This is a genomic window from Saccharothrix sp. HUAS TT1 (genome assembly GCF_040744945.1).
GTDB lineage: Bacteria > Actinomycetota > Actinomycetes > Mycobacteriales > Pseudonocardiaceae > Actinosynnema.
This window is the reverse complement of sequence record NZ_CP160453.1, coordinates 868,585-886,682: the sequence shown is the minus strand read 5'-3', so window position 1 is coordinate 886,682 and position 18,098 is coordinate 868,585. Positions and strand designations below refer to the sequence as shown.

The window sequence follows — 18,098 nt, the reverse complement described above, 5'->3', positions numbered from 1 at the left end:
GGTCCCCCTTCCGCATACCCGACCGTAGAACTCGGGGTACCTGAATGTTCGACTCGCGGCACGTGAGCGTTCGACTCGCGCGGGCTGAACGCAGGACTCTCGCGCGAGTCGTACGTTCAGGTCGCGAGAGTCGAACACTCGCGTACCCCGAGTTCTACGTTCAGGGGTGGGGGAGGGCGGCCAGTTCCTCGGCCACGGCGGTGGTGACGGCGGGTTCGGCGGCGGCGCGGTCGGTGGGGACCAGGCCGGTGCGGGTGCGGCGGTCCAGGACGTCGTCGGCGGACAGGGCGCCCTCGTGGCGGACGGCCCACGCGACCTCGCCGACCTCGGCCACGCGTGCCGCCTCGGAGCCGTAGCGGGCGACCAGTTCGGGTGGGCCGGCGGCCGGGCCCGCGCCGACCAGGGGCAGGTCGGCGGTGCGCGAGCGGGTGGTGGTGAGGCCGGTGGCGTCGACGGCGTCGGCGGCCATGCGGCGGTACGTGGTCAGCTTGCCGCCCACGACGGTGGTCACGCCGTCACGGGTCAGCACGGCGTGCCGGCGCGAGAGGTCGGCGCTGGGGCCGTCACCGGTGTCGAGGAGGGGGCGCAGGCCCGCGAAGCTGCCCAGCACGTCGGCGGCGGTCAGCCGGCGTTCGAGCACCGAGGACGTGGCGGCCAGCAGGAAGTCCACATCGGACTGCGGCACGGTCGGCACGTCGGGGATCGGCCCGGTCACCGGCTCGTCGGTCAGCCCCGCGTACACCCGGCCGTCGCGTTGCGGCAGCACGAGCGCGAAGCGGTTGCGGGAACCGGGGATCGGCACGGTGAGGGCCGTCCCGGCCAGGCCGACGGTCGCCGCCGACAGGACCAGGTGCGAGCCGCGGGACGGTCGCAGCGCGACGTCGTCCACCAGACCGCCCGCCCACACGCCCGCCGCGTTCACCACGGCCCGCGCCCGCACGTGCAGCGAAGCACCGGTGAGCACGTCCAGCACGTCCGCGCCGCGCCCGGTCAGCGAGGTCACCCGGGCCCGGGTGACGATCCGGGCGCCGAACCCGGCCGCGGTCCGGGCCAGCGCCACCACCAGCCGGGCGTCGTCCACCAGCTGGCCGTCGAAGCTCAGCAGCCCGCCGCGCAGGTCGGCCCGCCGCAGTCCGGGCGCCAGCGCCAGCGCCTCCACCGCCGACACGCGCCGCGGCCCCGGCAGCACGCGCGACGGCGTGCGGGCCAGCCGGCGCAGCGCGTCACCGGCCCGCAGCCCCGCCAGCACGACCGGGTCGTTCGACCTGCCGTGCAGCGGCACGAGCTGCGGCAGCGCCCGGACCAGGTGCGGCGCGGTGCGGGTCATCAGCACGCCCCGCTCCACCGCGCTCTCGTACGCCAGCCCGACCTCGCCCTGCGCCAGGTACCGCAGGCCGCCGTGGACCAGCTTGCTCGACCACCGCGACGTGCCGAACGCCAGGTCGTGCGCCTCCAGCAGGCACACCGACAGCCCGCGCGACGCGGCGTCCAGGGCGACACCCGCGCCGGTCACCCCACCGCCGACGACCAGCAGGTCCACCGACGACGACGCCAGGTGGTCGAGGTCCGCGCGCCGCCGGGCGGCGTTCAGCGAGGTGTTCGGCGAGGTGTTCGGCCAGGTGTTCGGCGAAGTGCCGGCAGGAGTGCTCGCGGGGGTGCTCACGACAGCGCCGCGTCGAGGTGGGCGGCCAGCTCGGCCAGCAGGTCCTCGAAGTCCAGGTCGGTGGTCGCGGGCCGGATCGAGAGCACCAGCGACTGCGTGGTCAGCAGCACGAGCCGGGCCTGGACGGCCGCCGAACCCGCCCGGATCGAGCCGTCCGCGTGACCGGCCTCGACCTGCGCCAGCAGGAACGCCTCGACCAGCCGCTGCGTGCTGCCCAGCCGCCGCACGAGGTAGGGCAGCATCAGCTCGGCGTCCAGGTCGAGCACGCGCCGCATCAGCGGGTCGGCGGCCAGCAGCCGGATGCCCGCGACGGCCTGCGCCACGAGCCGCTGCCTGGCGTTGTCGCCGGTCACCTCGATGCGCCGCAGCAGCGTGGTGAACTCCCTGGTCATCAGGGCGCGGACCAGCGTGCCGACGTCCGGGAACCGGCGGTAGAGGGTCATCCGGCTGACGCCGGCGCGCTTGGCGATGTCCGTCAGCGTGGTGCGGCGGACCCCGACCTCGACCACGCAGTCGCGGGCGGCGTCGAGGAGCGCGTCATCACTGTGACGTTGAGACGTCATGTGTCACACTGTAGCGGTGACCGAGCACATCGACCACACCCTCCGGGGCACCTGGACCGCGACCACGGGCGAACTGCCGCCGCACGCGCTGAAGTGGCTGCGCGGGCGAACCGGCCTGGGCCAGGTCCGCACCCCCGAACGGGCGCCCGCCGTGCCCGGGTCGGCGTTGAGCGACGCCGCCCGCACCGCGCTGGACGCCGTCGTCGGACCCGGTCACGTCCGGGTCGACCGGGACTCGCGCCTCGGCCGCGCCGGTGGTCTGTCCTACGTGGACCTGCTCAAGCGGCGCGGCGCCGGTGACCCGGCGGTGCCGGACGCGGTGGTGCTGCCCGCGTCACCGGAGCAGGTGGTCGAGGTGCTGAGGACGTGCGTCGAGCACGACGTGGCCGTGGTGCCGTTCGGCGGCGGCACGTCCGTGGTCGGCGGCGTGACCGCCCTGCGCGGCGACAAGGCCGCGGTGATCGCGCTGGACCTGCACCGGCTGGACCGGCTGGTGGAGGTCGACCCGGTGTCCCGGCTGGCCGTGCTCCAGGCCGGCCTGCCCGCGCCCGAGGCCGACCGGCTGCTCGCCGCGCACGGCCTGACCACCGGTCACGTGCCGCAGTCCTACGAGCGCGCCACCATCGGCGGGTTCGCCGCGACCAGGTCGGCCGGTCAGGCGTCCTCCGGCTACGGCCGGTTCGAGGACCTGGTCGAAGGCGTGCGGCTGGCCACCCCGGTCGGCGAGTGGCGGCTGGGCGGCGCGCCCGCGTCCGCCGCCGGGCCGGACCTCAAGCAGCTCGTCATCGGCAGCGAGGGCGCGTTCGGCGTCATCACGGAGGTCACGCTGCGCGTGCGGCCGCGGCCGGTGGTGGAGCGGTACGAGGGGTTCGTGGTGGACGGGTGGGAGCGCGGCTCGGCCCTGGTGCGGGACCTGGCGCAACGCCGTGCGCTGGCCGACGTCACCCGACTGTCCGATGTGGACGAGACCGAGGTGTCGCTGGCGCTCGCGGGTGGTTGGAAGATCAACGCGCTCAAGGCGTACCTGAGGGCGCGCGGCGTCCACGAACCGTGCCTGCTCGTCCTGGGCTGGCACGGCGCGTCGAAGGCCGAGGTCGGGCGCAGGCGCGCGGAGACGTTGCGCGGCGTGCGGGCGGTGTCCCTGGGCCGGGCGCTCGGCGAGACGTGGCGGCACGGCCGGTTCAACGGTCCGCGCCAGCGTGACGCGCTCATGGAGGTCGGCGTGTGCGTGGAGACGTTGGAGACCGCCACGCACTGGTCCAAGGTGTCCGAACTGCGTGCCGCCGTGCGCGGGGCGCTGGTCGACGCGCTCGGCGAGTGCGTGGTCATGTGCCACATCTCGCACGCCTACGAAACCGGCGCGTCCCTGTACTTCACCGCCCTGGCCGCCCGGGACGCGGCCGACCCGGTCGGCCAGTGGCAGGTGGCCAAGGCCGCCGCCAGCGAGGCCATCGCCGGGCTCGGCACGATCAGCCACCACCACGCGGTCGGCACGGACCACGCGCCGTACCTGGAGGCGGAGGTCGGCGGGCTCGGGCTGGAGGTGCTGGCCTCGGTCAAGCGCGCGCTCGACCCGACCGGCGTGCTCAACCCGGGCAAGCTCATCGCTGGCGACTTCACCCCGGCGGGGCTAGCGTCGCCTGGTGACCGGTGACCTGCTGATCCGATCCGTGCGGCCGTGGCCGAACGCCCCCGGCGCACCCCTGGTCGACGTGCTCTGCGAAGGCGGGCGCGTCGCGGCGCTCGCCCCGGACCTCGACCCGCCGGCCGCGGTGCCGGTGGTCGACGGCCGGGGAGGTGTGCTGCTGCCCGCGTTCACCGACGCGCACGCGCACCTCGACTCCACCCGGCTCGGCCTGCCGTTCCGCCCGCACAGCGCGGGTCCCGGGCTCGCCGAGCTGATCGACGACGACCGTCGCAACTGGCGCTCCGCGGAGGAGTCGGTGGCGTGGCGGGCCGCGCACACGCTCGGCCGGACCATCGCCTCCGGCGCGACGCACGTGCGCAGCCACGCCCAGGTCGACGTCGACTCCGGGTTGGACAAGCTGGAGGGCGTGCTCGCGGCGCGGGAGGAGCACGCCGGCCGGGCGCACGTCGAGGTGGTGGCGTTCCCGCAGTGCGGCATCCTGCGCGAGAAGGGCACCGCCGACCTGCTGGACGCGGCGCTGCGGGCCGGTGCGGACCTGGTCGGCGGGCTCGACCCGGCGGGCTACGACCGGGACCCGGTGCGGCACCTCGACGTCGTGTTCGGACTGGCCGAGAAGCACCAGCGCGGGGTGGACGTGCACCTGCACGACGCGGGCACGCTGGGCGCGTTCCAGGTGGAGCTGATCTGCGAGCGGGTCAACGCGCTCGGCATGCGGGGCCAGGTGACGATCAGCCACGCGTTCGCGCTGTCCACCGTGGACGGCGATCGCCGGCGGCAGCTGGTCGAAATGCTGGCCGAGCACGACGTCGCGGTGACCACGGTCGCGCCGGGCGCGCGCGACCCGCTGCCGCTGCGGGAGCTGCGGTGGGCCGGCGTGCGGGTCGGCCTCGGGCAGGACGGCATCCGCGACTACTGGTCGCCCTACGGCAACGGCGACATGCTCGACCGCGCCTGGCAGTTGGCCTACCGCAACGGTTTCCGGCGCGACGACCTGGTCGAGATGTGCGTGGACATCGCCACCCGCGGCGGCGCGGCGGTCATGGGGCGGGCCCTGGGCCTCACCGAGAGCGCACCCGCCGACCTGGTCGTCGTGCCGGGCGACACGGTGACCGCCGCCGTGATGGACCGCGCGCCGCGCACGCTGGTCGTGCACGAGGGCCGGGTCGTCGCCGCCGACGGCGAAGTCGTCTGAATTGTCGGTGGTCCTCGGTAACCTCCCCGCCATGGTTGACATGTGGCACGCGCTGGAGGCGACACCGCTCGCCGAGGTCCGCAGACGGGCCGCGATCGTCGACGAGATCACTGAGGTGGCGCCGGTGGCGGTCGAGGGCGCGGAGCGGTTCGCGTGGAACGACGGCGGTGGGCAGTCGGCGGTCTGGTACTTCACGCCGGACGGGCGCGCGCTGCTGCTGACGTTCGACCACGAGTCGGACCTGAACCTGTACGCCGAGGGCGACTACGCGCTCCAGGAGTCGCTGTACCGCGGTGTGCCGGAGGACCTGGTGCGGCTGGTGCGCGACCGCCCGGAGAACTACGAGTCGCTGAACCTCGTGGACGACGCGACCGGGCGGACGATCCACTACGCGGGCGGCGTGTTCTGGTTCGACGGCACGCGGTGGCAGGAGGCCGAGGGCTTCCTGGCGTACGCGGCGGCGGAGGGGTTGGACGCGGTGGCCGAGTCCGGTTTCGGCTACTGCACCGAGCCCTACCGGTTCGGCCACGAGTTCACCGCCGAGTCGGTGGTCGAGCGGCGTGCCGTGGACAGCTGGTACGCCGACGACACCGAGCGGGCGGCTGAGCTGGTCCGGATCAGGGGGATCTTCGCCAAGCACGCGGTTGGCGGTGGTGCTCATTGATCCACTTTGATGAGCGGGGAGATCCGGACGCGCGCTGTTGACGACGTTCGGGCGCGGGTTGCCGGGTCGCCGTGGGGCCGAGGTGTTGGGGATCGGGACACCGGGTGCCGGGTCGAGGGGAATCGGGACCGCGACGACGCGGCGCGTGACGTCGCGTCCGCCGCGATCCGGAGGTCTTCGCCCGGCACGCGTGGGAGCGGCGCTAGTCGCACAGGGCGAACAGCTCGGCCCACTGCGCGGCCGTGAGGTCGCGCGGCAGCGTGCGGTCGGTGACGCCGTGCCGCCGCAGCCACGCCGTGAGCCGCGCTGACGGGTGGGCGGCGCGCACGATAGCCGGCACGCCCCGGCCCCGGCCGGTGAACACGCGGTGCACGAACGACTGGTAGCGGCGGCGGTCGAGGTGGTCCACCAGCGGCGCGGGGCGGCGGGTGACCGTCATCAGGCCGCCGTCCACCGCGGGCCGCGGCCGGAACGCCGCCGCCGGCACCCGTCGGACCAGGGCGAACGAGTACCACGGCCACCACTGGGCGGTCATCATCGTCGCGCCGCCGACACCCGCGCGGCGGCGGGCGACCTCCCACTGGACCAGCAGCACCGCGTCCGTCCAGTGGTCGGCGTGCACGACCCGCCGCAGCAGCGCCGTGGTCAGGTGGAACGGCAGGTTGCCCACCAGCACGTGCGGCGCGCGTGGCAGGCGGTGGCGCAGGAAGTCCGCGTGCACGACCGAAGTGCCCGGCCCCACCCGGCGGCGCAGCTCGCGCACCCGGGCGAGGTCGACCTCCACCGCCGTCAGCGGTCGGCCGAGGGCCTGGAGGGGCAGGGTCAACGCGCCCGAACCCGGGCCGATCTCCAGGACCGGCCCGTCGGTGACGCGGACGAGGTCGACCACGGCGGTGATGACGCCCTGGTCGACGAGGAAGTTCTGGCCGTTCTCGTGCCGGCCGTCGTGGTGGGTGCGCACTGTGGGCTCCGCGGCTGCTGTGAGGCGAACCGGGCAGCACTGGGTGACCGCCCGGCGAGGACTCGCTGGAGCGGCGGGGCTTCGAACCGAAGGTCGCCGCCGCTAGACGCGGCGCAACCGGGTCACTGCCGGAGCGGCACACACACCTGCGCACATGCCGGCGACGCTAGCGCATCGCCGGCCGTGCCCCACAACGGTTTTTACAGGGTCACCAGGGCCTTGCCGGTGTTCTCGCCGCGCAGCATGCCGATGAACGCCTCCGGCGCGCGGTCCAGCCCCTCGGTGACGGTCTCGTGGTAGCGCAGCTCGCCGCCGGCGATCCAGCCGCCGACCTCGCGCACGAACTGCTCCTTCAGGTGCCCGTGGTCACCCACGATGAACCCGCGCAGGGACAGCCGCTTGCCGATGGCCAGGCCGGTGTTGCGCACGCCGGTCGGGTTCGTGGTGTTGTAGTTCGAGATCGCTCCGCACAGCGCGGCGCGGCCGTGCGCGGTGAACGAGTCGATCGCGGCCTCCAGGTGCTCGCCGCCGACGTTGTCGAAGTACACGTCGATGCCGTCCGGCGCGGCCTGCGCGAGCAGTTCGCCGACCGGGCCGTCCTTGTAGTTGAACGCCGCGTCGAAGCCGAGCTCGTCCAGCAGGTACTTCACCTTCGCGTCGCTGCCCGCGCTGCCGATCACCCGCTTCGCGCCGCGCAACCTGGCCACCTGGCCCGCGACCTGGCCGACCGCGCCCGCCGCGCCCGAGACGAACACGACGTCGCCCTCCTTGAAGGCGGCGACCTCCAGCAGCCCGGCGTAGGCGGTCATGCCGGGCATGCCGAGCACGCCCAGGTAGGCGCCCAGCGGCGCGACGTCGGGGTCGACCAGGGTCGCGCCGCTCGCGCTGACCGCGCTGTACTCGCGCCAGCCCAGGCCGTGCAGCACCTTGTCGCCGACCGCGAAGCCGGGCGCGTTCGACGCCACGACCTCGCCGACCGCGCCGCCGTCGAGCGGCTTGCCGAGCTGGAACGGCTCCACGTAGGACTTGCCGTCGTTCATCCGGCCGCGCATGTAGGGGTCGACGCTCATCACGACGTTGCGGACCAGCAGCTGCCCGTCGCCGATGGTCGGCACGGGCGCCTCGACCAAGTCGAAGTTGTCCGGGGTCGGGAAGCCCTCGGGGCGGGAAGCGAGGCGGATCTCGCGCGCGTTGTTCGGCAGCGTCATACCGCGTGCAACAAGCCGAACACGCACCGCTGTTCCGCCGTTCAGGTGTGAGCTGAGTCCCGCAGTGCCGTCACGCTTCGGTAGTCGAAGCCGAGCCGCCGGTAGACGGCGATGGCGGGGGCGTTCGACGCGTCCACCATCAACGCGCACGTGCCGAGCTCGGCCAGCAACGCGCTCACCAGGAACGCGCAGACCTGCCCGGCCCACGACCGGCCGCGGTGGTCGGGGTGGGTGGCGACGCCCCCGACGAACCCGACGTCCGTCGCGGACCACGCGTCCGCGCCCACCGCCACCAGCGCGCCGTCGACGTGCGCGCCCGCCCACCTCGTCGGGCCGGGCTCGCGCGGCCACGTCCACGAGTCCGGGTTCGCCTTGCGCAGCAACGCCTCCACGTCGTCCCACTCGTCCTCGCCCAGCCACCGCGCGCCCGTGGCGCCGTCGAGCGACCCGCCGCGCTGCATCCACCCGAACGTGCCGCGCTGCGGCCAGTCCAGCTCGTCGGCGACGGCGGTCGTCACCAGGGGGCGCAGGCCGGGCCGGACGTGCGCCCGCAGCAGCACCGCCACGTCGGCCGCCGGTCCGGTGAGGACCAGCCGGTCGAACCGGTTCAGCGACGGCGCCAGCACGGCCACCCCGTCGCCGTGCGCCCACGCCGCGCCGCCCCGACCGGGTGACAACGTTTGCGCGGCCCAGCGCGCGAGCGGATCGGCTCCGGCGGCTCCGGCGGTGGCGACGTCGGCGGGTGTCGGCAGAACGCGCATGACCGCATCATCACCCAGGAGCTACCCTCGCCCGCATGGACATCCGCCGGATCACATCGCTGGACGCGGTGGTCGCCGCGGGACACCTGTTCGACGACCCGCCGCGCGAGGACGCCACCCGCGCGTTCCTCGCCGATGACCGGCACCACCTGCTGATCGCCTACGTCGACGGTGAGCCGGCCGGGTTCGCGTCCGGTGTCGAGACCATCCACCCCGACAAGGGCGTGGAGATGTTCCTGTACGAGCTGGGTGTGGACGATGCTTACCGCCGCCGCGGCATCGCGACCGCTCTTGTACGGCAGCTGATCGAACTGGCCAGGGAACGCGGCTGCACCGGCGTGTGGACCGGCACCGAAAAGGACAACGCCGCCGCCCTGGCCACCTACCGCCGGGTCGACGCGGAACTGGACTTCGACACGGTGGCCGTGTCCTGGGGCTTCTGAGCCGCAGGCATCACTGCGCTAGTAATTCTAGCGCCGCTAGAAGAGCGGCCAACGCTAGCAAAGCGGCCAACGCTAGCAAGGCGGCCGGCGCTAGCTGGGTGGGTTGCGCAGGTAGGACGCGGTTGGCGCTGGTGGCGTGGTCATGCAGGCGGCGCGGGCTGCGCTAGCGATGCTAGAGGTACGGGCAGTGCTAGCGGCGCAGACAGCGCTGCGGTGCAGGCGGCAATGGCGGCGCAGGCGGCAATAGCGGCGCAGGCGGCACGGTCGGCGCGGGTGGCGATAGCGGCGCAGATGGCATGGTCAGTGCTGCTCAAGATAGCGGCGCAAGTGATTCTAGCGGCGCTAGGGGGACTGGCGGTGCTAGCGGAACAGGCTGCGCTTTTGGAGCGCTTCCTCCATCGCCCGGTAGGCCAGGTCCAGTGCGGTGTTGTACTCGCGCTGGTCGCGTGGGGGCACCGTCTCGTCCGGCGCGGGCACCGTTTTCATGGTGAACCACCGCTCGTCCCACAGCAGGCGGACCACGGCCTCCCAATGCTCCCCGACGACCTGCTTGACCAGCTTCTCCTGGTCGATCGCATCGGCCATCCGGTCCTGCGACTCGGCCAACCTGGCCAGCAGCCGACCGACCACCGCTCGATCGGCGGCGCGCATCCGCTCCACCGACTCACCGGCCAGCGCGACGACCTCCCGGTACCGCTCGATCGCCGAGACCGCCTCGACCTCCGCTGTCCCGTCCCCGCCACTGCGCTGCGCGGGCACGACTGAGGCGTGGCTGATCATGGTTCCTCCCCGGTGTCGAACGGGATGACGACCTGCGGGCGGGAGTGCTCGAACCGGTCGAAGAACAACGCCCGCCGCGGCCTCGGTGACCACGCCATGACCTGTTCCGGTCCGAACGACAGCAGCTCCTTGCCCTGGATGTCGAAGGCCACCCAAGCGCCGATGTCGTCGTAGACCCCCGGCGGCAGGCTGCTCTTGAGCCGCTGCGGGCCGCGCCACCAGCCCAGCACGTGGGTGCGGTTCTCCGGGCCGTGCTTGAGCACGGTGCGCAGGTGGTCGAGCCCGGAGACCCGCGTCTTCGGGTCCTTCGCCTCCAACAGGGTGTGCGCCGCGTCCACCGCGTAAACCACCACGTAGTGGGGTTCGGGCGGTGCGCCCGTCTCACCGGTCATGCTCGCGGTGATCCCGCCGGCCGTCCGCTCGACGAAGTCCTGCACGCCTTCCAGGCCGAACACCTCGACCGCGTGGCCCGCGTTGCCCAACTGCTTGGACAGCCGCTGCGCGTGCGGCCAGGCGTCCTCGGCCAGGCACGCCAGGGTGAACTTGGCGGCGCCCGGCTCGTGCTGGCGGGCCAGCGACAGCGCCGCGCCGCCCAGCACGTCGGCCGCGTCGTCGGCCAGCGAGCCGAGCACCGCGATGTTGCGCCCCGGCGTGCGGGCGAACCGCACCCGGGCCGCGCTGCCCGCCACGTCGATCACCTGGCCGAGCAGCACCGTGGGGCTGCCGCCGTCGCCCGGCCGCAGCGCCCGGAAGTCCGGCAGCGACCGCAGCGCGGGCACCTTGCTGCCGTCGAACAGGATCGGTTCGGCCAGGTCGGTCGGGCGCAACCGGTGCAGCTCGGACTGCAACGCGTCGAACGTGCCCCTGGCGGTGGCGTCCGGCACGCGCGCCACCTCGTTGCCCGGCCGGACGCCCGACTCGTGGTTGACCACCGCGTGCCAGCGCGGCAGCTCCACCGCGGCGTCGTTCAGCTCGGCCAGCACCCGCCGCGCCTTGGGCAGCGCGATCCTCACGGTGAACTGCTCGAAGATCGCCGACTTGCCCCAGAACCCCTCGATGCCGGACACGTCCTGGCTGGACAGCACCAGGTGGATGCCCTGCGACCGACCGCGCCTGGCCACGTCCTCCAGCAGCTGGGCCGCCTGCGCGGTCACCTGGTCGCGCTCGCCGAACAGGTACTGGAACTCGTCCACCACCGCCACGATCCGCGGCCAGTGGCCCCTCGGGTCCTCCTCGCGCAGCTGCTCCAGCTTGGTGACCTCGTGCCGCTTGGCCGCGTCCGCCCGCCGGCGCATCTCGTCGGCCAGGAACGCCAGCAGCGCCACGCCGAACTCGCGGTCGGTGTTGACGTTGACGCCGACCAGCCGGGCGTGCGGCAGCCACGTCGGGTCCTTGCGGCCCGGCGCGAACTGGGCGAACGACACGCCCTCCTTGAAGTCGAGCAGGTACAGCTCCAGCTCGTCCGGCGCGTACCGGGCGGCGAGGCTGCCGAGCATGGCGTAGAGGAAGTTCGTCTTGCCCGAGCCGCTGGGACCGCCGATCAGCGCGTGCGGCGACGTGTCGCCCAGCGCGACGTGCACCGGCTCGCCCTCCAGGAACCCCACCGGCGCGACCACGCCCGCCGCCGAGGACTCCCGCCACAGCCCGTCCGGCAGCAGGTCGGCGAACGTGCTGAGCCGGTTGCGGCGCTCCTCCCGCCGGTCCGCGATCGCCGCGCAGGCGCGGGGCACGGCGGCGCGCGGCAGCGGCGGGTCCAGCGCGACGACCACGTGCTTGCCGGTCATCGTGCAGGTCGCGGACTGGTCGGCGGCGATCGTCACGGTCTCGATCGGCGAGTTCACCGTGACCGGGATGTCGACGATGAACAGCTGGATGCCCGCGGCCAGGCCGTTGCGGGCCACCCGCTGCAACTGCTGCTGGTGCTCCTCGCGCAACGGCTGCCGGTTGCCGAACAGCACCGCCACCCGCCACGGCTCGGTGCGCCGCCCGCCCGCCGCCCGCACCGACTGGTGGCCCTCGGTCAGCACCCCGGTGTGCACCCGGCGGATGTGGTCGGACAGCTCGTCCAGCACCTCGTGCAGCCGGGCCGGGTCGTGCACGGTCAGCAGGCCCGCCCTGGTCAGCGGGTACAGGCCGGGCAGCGCGCCGGTCAGCTGGCCGACGTCCCACACGTGCACGTGCACCAGGCCGGGCTGGAAGTGGCTCAGCACCCGCAGCAGCAGCGTCTCCACCAGCGCCTCGGCCGTCGCGCGGCTCTCGTGGGTGGAGGACACGTGCAGGTGCGAGTGGTCGAGCAGCGGCACCGCGACCGGGAACCGCCGCGGCTCGGGCGCGCCGCGCACCACGCCGGTGCCGATGCGCCACAGCTCGGGCGCGCCGTCCGCGCCGTCGGCCGTGCCCGGTGTGCCCAGCCACGACTCGTGCGGCCACGACGCCGGACCGGCGGCGGCCGTGTCGACCAGCGCGGTCAGCTGGTCCGGCCCGCGCTCGGACCACTCGCGGAACGCCTCGATCCGGTCGATCAGCGCCCGCGCCACCTGCTGCTCGAACAGCGGGTTGGCCAGCGCGCCCGCCAGCAGCGGGTCGGCCAGCGCCCGGTCGACGCCGTCGCCGCGCAGCATCACCTCGAACATGTCGCGGGCGCGTTCGTCGGCGAGCAGGCGGTGCTCGCGCGAGGCGTTGCCCAGCGCGGCGGCGACCGCCGTGCGGAACTCCTCGAAGGAGTCCTCGATCCTCCTGCGGCGCTCGTCACGCCTGCTCACGTCACAGCTCCACGGCTAGGCGTTGGACCAGTTCCAGGCTGCCGACGATCAGCTCCAGCTCGTCGGCGAACCGCTCGCCGGCCGCCACGAACCCGGCGGGCACCAGGGACTCGTGGTGGTCGGCGCTCGCCTGCAGCAGGATGTCGACCGCCTCGTCCAACGCGTTCTTGGCCTCCCGGACGCTGCGGTAGGCGTCCCGGAGGAACTCGCAGCTCTGTTCGAGCGCGACCCTGACTTCGCCTACCGAGGCCACGTCACAACCTGGAATTGATGCTCTCGGCCTGGGAGATCCCGGCGCCGAGGTGCTGCTGCAGGTCGGAGACGCCGCTGACGACCTCGGCGAACCGCGCGTTCGCCTGCTCGACGTCGGCCTGGACGCTGCCCTGGGTCGCCGTGCTCAGCAGGGCCTGCGCGTCCTCGGCCAGGTCGGCCGCCTGTTGCAGCGCGTTGACGCTCTGGCCCGCCTTCTCGACGGCCTGTGCGATCGCGGCGCGGACCTCTTCGATGCTGGCCATGTCGGTTCCCGACCCCTCCGGTGAAGTGCCCTGAGTCCTGTAGTTGAAAGTAGTACCTAAAGTTTCACGATTCACAAGCAAGATCGGCTGACCGGGTGGCGTTCCGAATCCACTCGATCGGGCCAGCGATGTGGATCTCAGTCGGGCACCGTCCACACGAATGCCGAAGCCGGTGTCGCTGTCAGTTCCAGGGCGGCGATGCCCGTGGTCGGCGCGGGTGACGCTGACCAGCGCACCGATCCGGCGCCGGCCGACCACCCGATCTCGGACCACCCCGAACGGCCCAGCGCGGACACGGCGTCGTGTAGCGCGACCGTGGGGGAATTAACGCTTGAGCCCAGGTCGATGTGCACGCTCAGTAGGTGCCCGTGGGGAGCCACTCGGGTGATCTTGCCACTGCGGGAGACCCTGCTCGCTACCGCCCGCGCCTGCCACTCCGCGTTCGCCGACCGGTCCGCGACCACGTCGACGCGCAGCGACAGCCGCGAACCCGGGTCGGGATCGGCCGTTCGGCCGCCCGGCGCGCCGCCTTCCGGAGCCCCGGTCGGCGGGGTGTCGTCCTGCGGCGGGGTGTTCTGCCGCTGCGGGTTGTCCTGCGACGCGGTGCTCTGCTTCTGCGGGGTGCTCTGCCGCTGCGGGTTGTTCTGCTGGGGGTCGCCGCCGGACCACGCCTCGACCAGCAGCCGCTCCGCGCCCGGCACCAGGCCGTCGAGCAGCGCCGGGTCCTCCAGCACCGTCCACGCGGTCGGCGGCTCGCAGGCCACCCGCGGCGTCGGGAACTCGTCGCCCAGCCGCCGGACGAACGCGCGCACCGCCCTGGCCAGCGCGCCGGCCACGTTCTGCGTCGCGCGCTCGCCGCTGACCAGGCTGATCGTCACCGACCAGCAGCCCGGCTCCTCGTCGGAGCAGTCGGTCGCCCGCACCACCCGCCCGCCGACCTGGCGCACCAGCGCGGCGCAGGCGTCGTGCGCCTGCCGCTCGTCGTCGGCCGCCACCACCGCGGTGATCAGCAGCTCCAGGTCTTCTCCCACCATCGCAGCGGAATTGTCCACGACCCGCGTGTAGCGCGTGAGAGTGCCACTGATGTCACCCATAAGCAGGGGGTTGCGCCCACCCCTCGTGATGGCCCCTGATCAGGACGTTTTCGCTGGTTCAAACCACCGTCACACGATGCGGTCGGCGACGGTCGGTGCGGGGCTGTCCGAGGTAACGATGTGAACGCATGGCCCACTACGCCAAGGAGGTAACACCATGCGCAGCATCATCCGTCTGGTCGCCGCGAGCGCCGTCGCGTTCCCGGTCATGATCGGCGCCGCCGGCCTCGCCTCGGCCGACGTCGAGTACGACCAGACCCACGTGTCCGCGACGGCCGACGGCTCGACCGTCTACGACCAAGCCGCGGGCGCGGATGACTACGGCAACTCCTACGCCTACGAGCAGTTCCAGGCCGCCGGCCCGCAGGGCGCCGGTTCCTGGCTGGCGATCTCGTGGACATACGGCGACAGCGCCGGCCATTACGAGCACTACACCTGGTCCGACACCGAGGGCGCCTACGCCGGTTCCGTGTCCGCCACGGCCGACGGCCCGGACTACTACGACGATGACGCCGTCGAATACGAGGAGGACCTGGAAGGCGACCACGACGACCTCGATGACGACGACCTCTACGAGGACGACTCGGCGCTTGACGACTGACACGTGACGGGGGTGGGGCGGCACCGCGTCGGCCGCCCCACGTTCACGTCCGCGGCCGTGGCCGTGCCGTGCCGTGCACGGTGCCGGTGAGGGCCGTCAGGACAGGTCCAGCACCCGCCGGACGAACGCGACCACGTCGGCGATGACGTCGGCGGATTCGGTCTCGTTGAACACCTCGTGCCGCGCGCCGGGGTAGACGCGCTCCTCGAACAGCAGTCCGCGCAACCGGTCGGTGCCGGTCCGGGTGTCGGCGAGCGGCACCAGTTCGTCGGCGTCGCCGTGCAGCCAGAGGGTCGGCAGGTGCTCCAGCGCCGGGCCGTAGTTGACCTCGTCCAGCGCGCGTTCCAGCGCTTCCAGCGTTTCCCGCGGGTACGGCCCGTGCCACACCAGGGGGTCGGCGGCGTACCGCTTGCCGACCTCCGGGTCGCGCGACAGCAGCTCCGGGTCGACGGGCTCCCGGGTGGCCCCGGGGTCGCCGAGCTGGTCCAGGCCCTGCCACGTGCCGAGCACCGGCGCGGACAGCACCAACGCCGACAGCGGGTTCAGCTGCGCGTACCTGGCGGCGACCAGACCGCCCGTGTCGTGCCCGATGAGCACGGTCGGCAGGTCGGACGCCGCCGACGAGACCGTCGCGGCGACGTCGGCCACCACGCCGTCGAAGTCGGCGACCAGCGCCCGCTCGCCCTCCGAGCCGCCGTGCCCGACCTGGTCGGACGCCACCACCAGCGCACCGGCGTCGACCAGCGCCTCGGCGACGTGGTCGTACCTGCCGCTGTGCTCGCCGTGGCCGTGCACGATGACGGCGAGCCAGCGGGCATCCAGGTTGGGCCAGGTGCGGACGGCGAGCTCGCCGGCGTGGCCGGGAACGTTGGACTCGATCACCTAGGCAGCGTAGAACGCGCTGATCTCGATCTTCCCGCCGGCGCACACCGGGCCGAGGCCCCACTGCAGGTCGACCGGCTCCGTCTCGTCCGGCGGGATGGCCGCGGCCCGCGCCGCCTCCTCCTGGCACGGCTGGTCGACCGGCTCGTCACCGGTCGGCACGACGGTCCAGTGCAGGTTCGCCACCGCCGCCGAGCCCGGCGCGAGGACCACCGGAGACGGGCCGGGGTCCGGGGTGCGCTGGAGGTCGGTCGGCACCGGCTCGCCCGACGCGTCGAGCAGCTGCAGGCCGCTGTAGCCGTTGAGCGTGCACGGTCGCCCGCCGTTGTTGGTCACCACGAGCTTGCCGTACCGGTTGCCCGCGCCCGCGTCGCTCGGCTCGACCGAAGCCGCGAGCACGTCCGCGCCGCACCTGCCGGAGGCCGGGTCGACCGCTTGCGCGGGCGTCGTCAGCGGCGCCGACGACGGCGGTGGCGCCGCCGGCGTGGCTGTCGTCGACGACGGCGGCGGGTCGACCGCGATCGTCGACTGGTCGGCCACCGGCTGGGTGCTCCCGCACGCGGTGAGCGCGACCGCGAGGGCGCCGAGCGCCACGAGTCGCCTCATGTCCACCTCCTGGCTGGGAAGTTGTCCGTACCAGGAGGACGTACCCAGCCACCGGTCGGTTGGGTGGATAGGAGAGGAATTCACCGGATCGGGCGCATCATGGACGATTCCCGACCCAGCCCCGGGTGAGCACCGGCAGGTCGGTGACGGGGGCGGTCCACAGGTAGGTCCAGCAGACCTGGCCGTCCGGCAGCGTCACGCGGACGCGGCGGTACTCGTCGCCCTCGTACTCGTCCAGCACGGGGAGGGCGTCCTCGGGGCGTTCGAGGCGCAGCACGTGGCCGGGGACGCCAGGGGTGTCGGGGGCGTCGGGGGAGGCTTCCGGGGCGGTTCCCAGGGTGGGGGTGGCGGGGGCGGGGCGGAAGGCCGGGTAGCCGCGGCCCGTGTCGTGCAGGGTGCCGGGCAGCGAGGCCGGTTCCGGGGAGCCGGTGGTGAACGGCTCGACCAGGGGCCACGCGGCCATGCCCGGCTGGAGGGTGCCGTAGACGAAGAGGCGGTCGGGCCAGTCGTCCGGCGACGGGTCGCCGTGCACCGGGGTCACGTCCAGGCCGTCGCCGTCGGCGGGTCGGCCGCCGAGCCGCCGCGCGCCGCGCTGGTCCACGTCGGCGCAGCGCACCGGCCTGCCGTTGACCAGCATGGGCATCCGCCGGGTGCCCGCGCCGGTGTAGGCGAGCACGGAGTCCACCACGCCGCCGTTGAACAGCGTCACCCGACCGGTGTGCACCCGGACGAGCCGGTACCGCAGGCCGCGGCCCTCGCAGCGGTCGAGCACCCGCAGCTGCTCGGCGGTGGCGAACCACACCGCGTGCTCCTCCTCGACGCCCGGCGCGGCGGCCAGGGTCGCCGGTCGCTGGCCGTCGGTCTTGCGCAGGCCGGCGGCCCAGACGGCGGCCAGCCCGTCGCAGCGGGCCCTCAGCACGACCGCCGGGCCGGTCAGGCCGAGTTCTTCGCGCAGCCACGTCACCTTGGCGGGGTTGGCGTTGGAGCCGTAGGCCAGCACCGGCATCCGACCGGACAGCGGTGGTTCGCCGTGCTCGGCCAGCCACTCGTCCAGGTCCTTCCCGTCCGGGGCGACCCGCCACCCGGAGTCGGCGCCCGGGTCCGGCGTGACCGGCCAGCCGGAGGCGTCCAAGTGCACGAAGCAGTGTCCCGGCCGAGCTCCCGGATAGGGCTCGGCCGGGTGACTATCGTCGGTGAAGGGCTGCGTCATGGCGTCCATTCTGGCAAACCTCGACTGGAATTCACCCGGCGTTGAGTTCGGCTGGGGCGAAGAGGTCCGACCTGTCAGCCCTGTGGCAGCGTTCGCAGGCGAGACGGGTCCGAGCGGGATCGGTACAGGTCGGAGGTGTGAACGTGACCTGTCACACGTTCTCGGCTCGGCGGTCGTCGTACTCCCGCTGTGCCGCCAGGAAGTCCGGCAGGTTCTCCTCGATCCAGCTGAACAGCTCCTTGATCTGCTCACCTGCACGGGTTCCCAGCGGGGTCAGCGAGTAGTCCACGCGTGGCGGGATCACCGGGTGCGCTTCACGGCGCACCAGGCCGTCGCGCTCCAGCGACTGGAGCGTCTGGGCGAGCATCTTCTCGCTCACCCCGGTCACCGCCCGGCGCAGTTCGCTGAACCGCATCGTGCCGTCCAGGAGCTTGCCGAGCACCAGGCTGCCCCAGTGGCCCGTCGCGTGGTTCGCGATCGCGCGGGACGGGCAGTTGCGGTCGTATATGTCACCTCGCAGCACCATGGCGAGCAGCCTAGCTGCA

The 18,098-nt window shown here is 73.4% G+C and carries 19 protein-coding genes; 5 read left to right on the top strand and 14 right to left on the bottom strand.

The window, feature by feature from the left end; all coding sequences use genetic code 11:
* Positions 1-160: 160 nt before the first annotated feature.
* Together AB0F89_RS04310 and AB0F89_RS04305 are read right to left on the bottom strand one after the other, a co-directional pair.
* Positions 161-1,555, bottom strand: coding sequence for a glycerol-3-phosphate dehydrogenase/oxidase (locus AB0F89_RS04310; RefSeq protein WP_367138701.1), 1,395 nt, complete (start codon positions 1,553-1,555; stop codon positions 161-163).
* A 104-nt stretch (positions 1,556-1,659) separates the two neighbouring features.
* Positions 1,660-2,226: a TetR/AcrR family transcriptional regulator gene (locus AB0F89_RS04305; RefSeq protein WP_367132753.1), complete on the bottom strand. Its 567-nt coding sequence runs from the start codon at positions 2,224-2,226 to the stop codon at positions 1,660-1,662.
* A 16-nt stretch (positions 2,227-2,242) separates the two neighbouring features.
* On the opposite strand from AB0F89_RS04305, the gene AB0F89_RS04300 reads away from it, so the two are divergent.
* From AB0F89_RS04300 to AB0F89_RS04290, 3 genes are read left to right on the top strand one after another with little or no spacing between them, the layout of a single operon-like run.
* Positions 2,243-3,880 carry an FAD-binding oxidoreductase gene (locus tag AB0F89_RS04300; RefSeq protein WP_367132751.1) on the top strand — a complete coding sequence of 546 codons (1,638 nt, stop codon included), beginning with the start codon at positions 2,243-2,245 and terminating at the stop codon, positions 3,878-3,880.
* Positions 3,870-5,066, top strand: coding sequence for an amidohydrolase (locus AB0F89_RS04295; protein ID WP_367132749.1), 1,197 nt, complete (start codon positions 3,870-3,872; stop codon positions 5,064-5,066). The genes AB0F89_RS04300 and AB0F89_RS04295 overlap by 11 nt, the downstream gene beginning before the upstream one ends.
* 31 nt (positions 5,067-5,097) lie before the next feature.
* Positions 5,098-5,730: a hypothetical protein gene (locus AB0F89_RS04290; protein WP_367132747.1), complete on the top strand. Its 633-nt coding sequence runs from the start codon at positions 5,098-5,100 to the stop codon at positions 5,728-5,730.
* Between the two features lie 202 nt (positions 5,731-5,932).
* On the opposite strand, the gene erm is transcribed toward AB0F89_RS04290, so the two are convergent.
* The 3 genes from erm to AB0F89_RS04275 all read right to left on the bottom strand — a co-directional run bounded on the left by erm (position 5,933) and on the right by AB0F89_RS04275 (position 8,660).
* Positions 5,933-6,691 (bottom strand): 23S ribosomal RNA methyltransferase Erm, encoded by a 759-nt coding sequence (gene erm, locus AB0F89_RS04285; RefSeq protein WP_367132745.1) that lies wholly within the window; start codon positions 6,689-6,691, stop codon positions 5,933-5,935.
* Positions 6,692-6,891: 200 nt separating this feature from the next.
* The gene (locus tag AB0F89_RS04280) at positions 6,892-7,899 is read right to left on the bottom strand and encodes an NADP-dependent oxidoreductase (protein WP_367132743.1); all 1,008 of its coding nucleotides are present in this window, start codon (positions 7,897-7,899) and stop codon (positions 6,892-6,894) included.
* Between the two features lie 41 nt (positions 7,900-7,940).
* Entirely contained in the window at positions 7,941-8,660 is a 720-nt protein-coding gene (locus tag AB0F89_RS04275) for a GNAT family N-acetyltransferase (protein ID WP_367132741.1), read from the bottom strand.
* 35 nt (positions 8,661-8,695) lie between these two features.
* On the opposite strand from AB0F89_RS04275, the gene AB0F89_RS04270 reads away from it, so the two are divergent.
* Positions 8,696-9,103: a GNAT family N-acetyltransferase gene (locus AB0F89_RS04270; protein WP_367132739.1), complete on the top strand. Its 408-nt coding sequence runs from the start codon at positions 8,696-8,698 to the stop codon at positions 9,101-9,103.
* A gap of 360 nt (positions 9,104-9,463) precedes the next feature.
* Here the strand turns inward: AB0F89_RS04270 and AB0F89_RS04265 are convergent, their stop codons facing one another.
* The 5 genes from AB0F89_RS04265 to AB0F89_RS04245 form a co-directional block, all read right to left on the bottom strand.
* Positions 9,464-9,883, bottom strand: coding sequence for a hypothetical protein (locus AB0F89_RS04265; protein ID WP_367132737.1), 420 nt, complete (start codon positions 9,881-9,883; stop codon positions 9,464-9,466).
* Positions 9,880-12,645, bottom strand: coding sequence for an FtsK/SpoIIIE domain-containing protein (locus AB0F89_RS04260; protein WP_367132735.1), 2,766 nt, complete (start codon positions 12,643-12,645; stop codon positions 9,880-9,882). Before AB0F89_RS04260 ends, AB0F89_RS04265 begins: the two co-directional genes overlap by 4 nt.
* Position 12,646: 1 nt before the next feature.
* Positions 12,647-12,898, bottom strand: coding sequence for a hypothetical protein (locus AB0F89_RS04255; protein WP_367132733.1), 252 nt, complete (start codon positions 12,896-12,898; stop codon positions 12,647-12,649).
* A 1-nt stretch (position 12,899) separates the two neighbouring features.
* Positions 12,900-13,160: a hypothetical protein gene (locus AB0F89_RS04250; RefSeq protein ID WP_033441123.1), complete on the bottom strand. Its 261-nt coding sequence runs from the start codon at positions 13,158-13,160 to the stop codon at positions 12,900-12,902.
* Between the two features lie 137 nt (positions 13,161-13,297).
* On the bottom strand, positions 13,298-14,212 hold the full coding sequence (locus AB0F89_RS04245) for a hypothetical protein (protein ID WP_367132731.1): 915 nt from the start codon (positions 14,210-14,212) through the stop codon (positions 13,298-13,300).
* Positions 14,213-14,411: 199 nt separating this feature from the next.
* On the opposite strand from AB0F89_RS04245, the gene AB0F89_RS04240 reads away from it, so the two are divergent.
* Positions 14,412-14,855 carry a hypothetical protein gene (locus tag AB0F89_RS04240; RefSeq protein ID WP_367132729.1) on the top strand — a complete coding sequence of 148 codons (444 nt, stop codon included), beginning with the start codon at positions 14,412-14,414 and terminating at the stop codon, positions 14,853-14,855.
* A 96-nt stretch (positions 14,856-14,951) separates the two neighbouring features.
* Here the strand turns inward: AB0F89_RS04240 and AB0F89_RS04235 are convergent, their stop codons facing one another.
* From AB0F89_RS04235 to AB0F89_RS04220, 4 genes are all read right to left on the bottom strand, one after another.
* A complete protein-coding gene (locus AB0F89_RS04235; RefSeq protein WP_367132727.1) occupies positions 14,952-15,737 on the bottom strand; it encodes an alpha/beta fold hydrolase in 786 nt (261 codons plus the stop codon).
* Positions 15,738-16,343: a DUF4232 domain-containing protein gene (locus tag AB0F89_RS04230; protein WP_367132725.1), complete on the bottom strand. Its 606-nt coding sequence runs from the start codon at positions 16,341-16,343 to the stop codon at positions 15,738-15,740.
* Positions 16,344-16,440: 97 nt separating this feature from the next.
* Entirely contained in the window at positions 16,441-17,481 is a 1,041-nt protein-coding gene (locus tag AB0F89_RS04225) for a gamma-glutamylcyclotransferase (RefSeq protein ID WP_367132723.1), read from the bottom strand.
* A 223-nt stretch (positions 17,482-17,704) separates the two neighbouring features.
* Positions 17,705-18,079, bottom strand: coding sequence for a winged helix-turn-helix transcriptional regulator (locus AB0F89_RS04220; RefSeq protein WP_367132721.1), 375 nt, complete (start codon positions 18,077-18,079; stop codon positions 17,705-17,707).
* Positions 18,080-18,098 lie beyond the last annotated feature (19 nt).

What these genes read in the sequence shown, in the direction of transcription:
- AB0F89_RS04305 (WP_367132753.1), bottom strand. Translation starts at nt 2,226, where the DNA reads ATGACGTCTCAACGTCACAGTGATGACGCGCTCCTCGACGCCGCCCGC.
- AB0F89_RS04290 (WP_367132747.1), top strand. Translation starts at nt 5,098, where the DNA reads ATGGTTGACATGTGGCACGCGCTGGAGGCGACACCGCTCGCCGAGGTC.
- AB0F89_RS04280 (WP_367132743.1), bottom strand. Translation starts at nt 7,899, where the DNA reads ATGACGCTGCCGAACAACGCGCGCGAGATCCGCCTCGCTTCCCGCCCC.
- AB0F89_RS04275 (WP_367132741.1), bottom strand. Translation starts at nt 8,660, where the DNA reads ATGCGCGTTCTGCCGACACCCGCCGACGTCGCCACCGCCGGAGCCGCC.
- AB0F89_RS04270 (WP_367132739.1), top strand. Translation starts at nt 8,696, where the DNA reads ATGGACATCCGCCGGATCACATCGCTGGACGCGGTGGTCGCCGCGGGA.
- AB0F89_RS04265 (WP_367132737.1), bottom strand. Translation starts at nt 9,883, where the DNA reads ATGATCAGCCACGCCTCAGTCGTGCCCGCGCAGCGCAGTGGCGGGGAC.
- AB0F89_RS04250 (WP_033441123.1), bottom strand. Translation starts at nt 13,160, where the DNA reads ATGGCCAGCATCGAAGAGGTCCGCGCCGCGATCGCACAGGCCGTCGAG.
- AB0F89_RS04240 (WP_367132729.1), top strand. Translation starts at nt 14,412, where the DNA reads ATGCGCAGCATCATCCGTCTGGTCGCCGCGAGCGCCGTCGCGTTCCCG.
- AB0F89_RS04230 (WP_367132725.1), bottom strand. Translation starts at nt 16,343, where the DNA reads ATGAGGCGACTCGTGGCGCTCGGCGCCCTCGCGGTCGCGCTCACCGCG.
- AB0F89_RS04220 (WP_367132721.1), bottom strand. Translation starts at nt 18,079, where the DNA reads ATGGTGCTGCGAGGTGACATATACGACCGCAACTGCCCGTCCCGCGCG.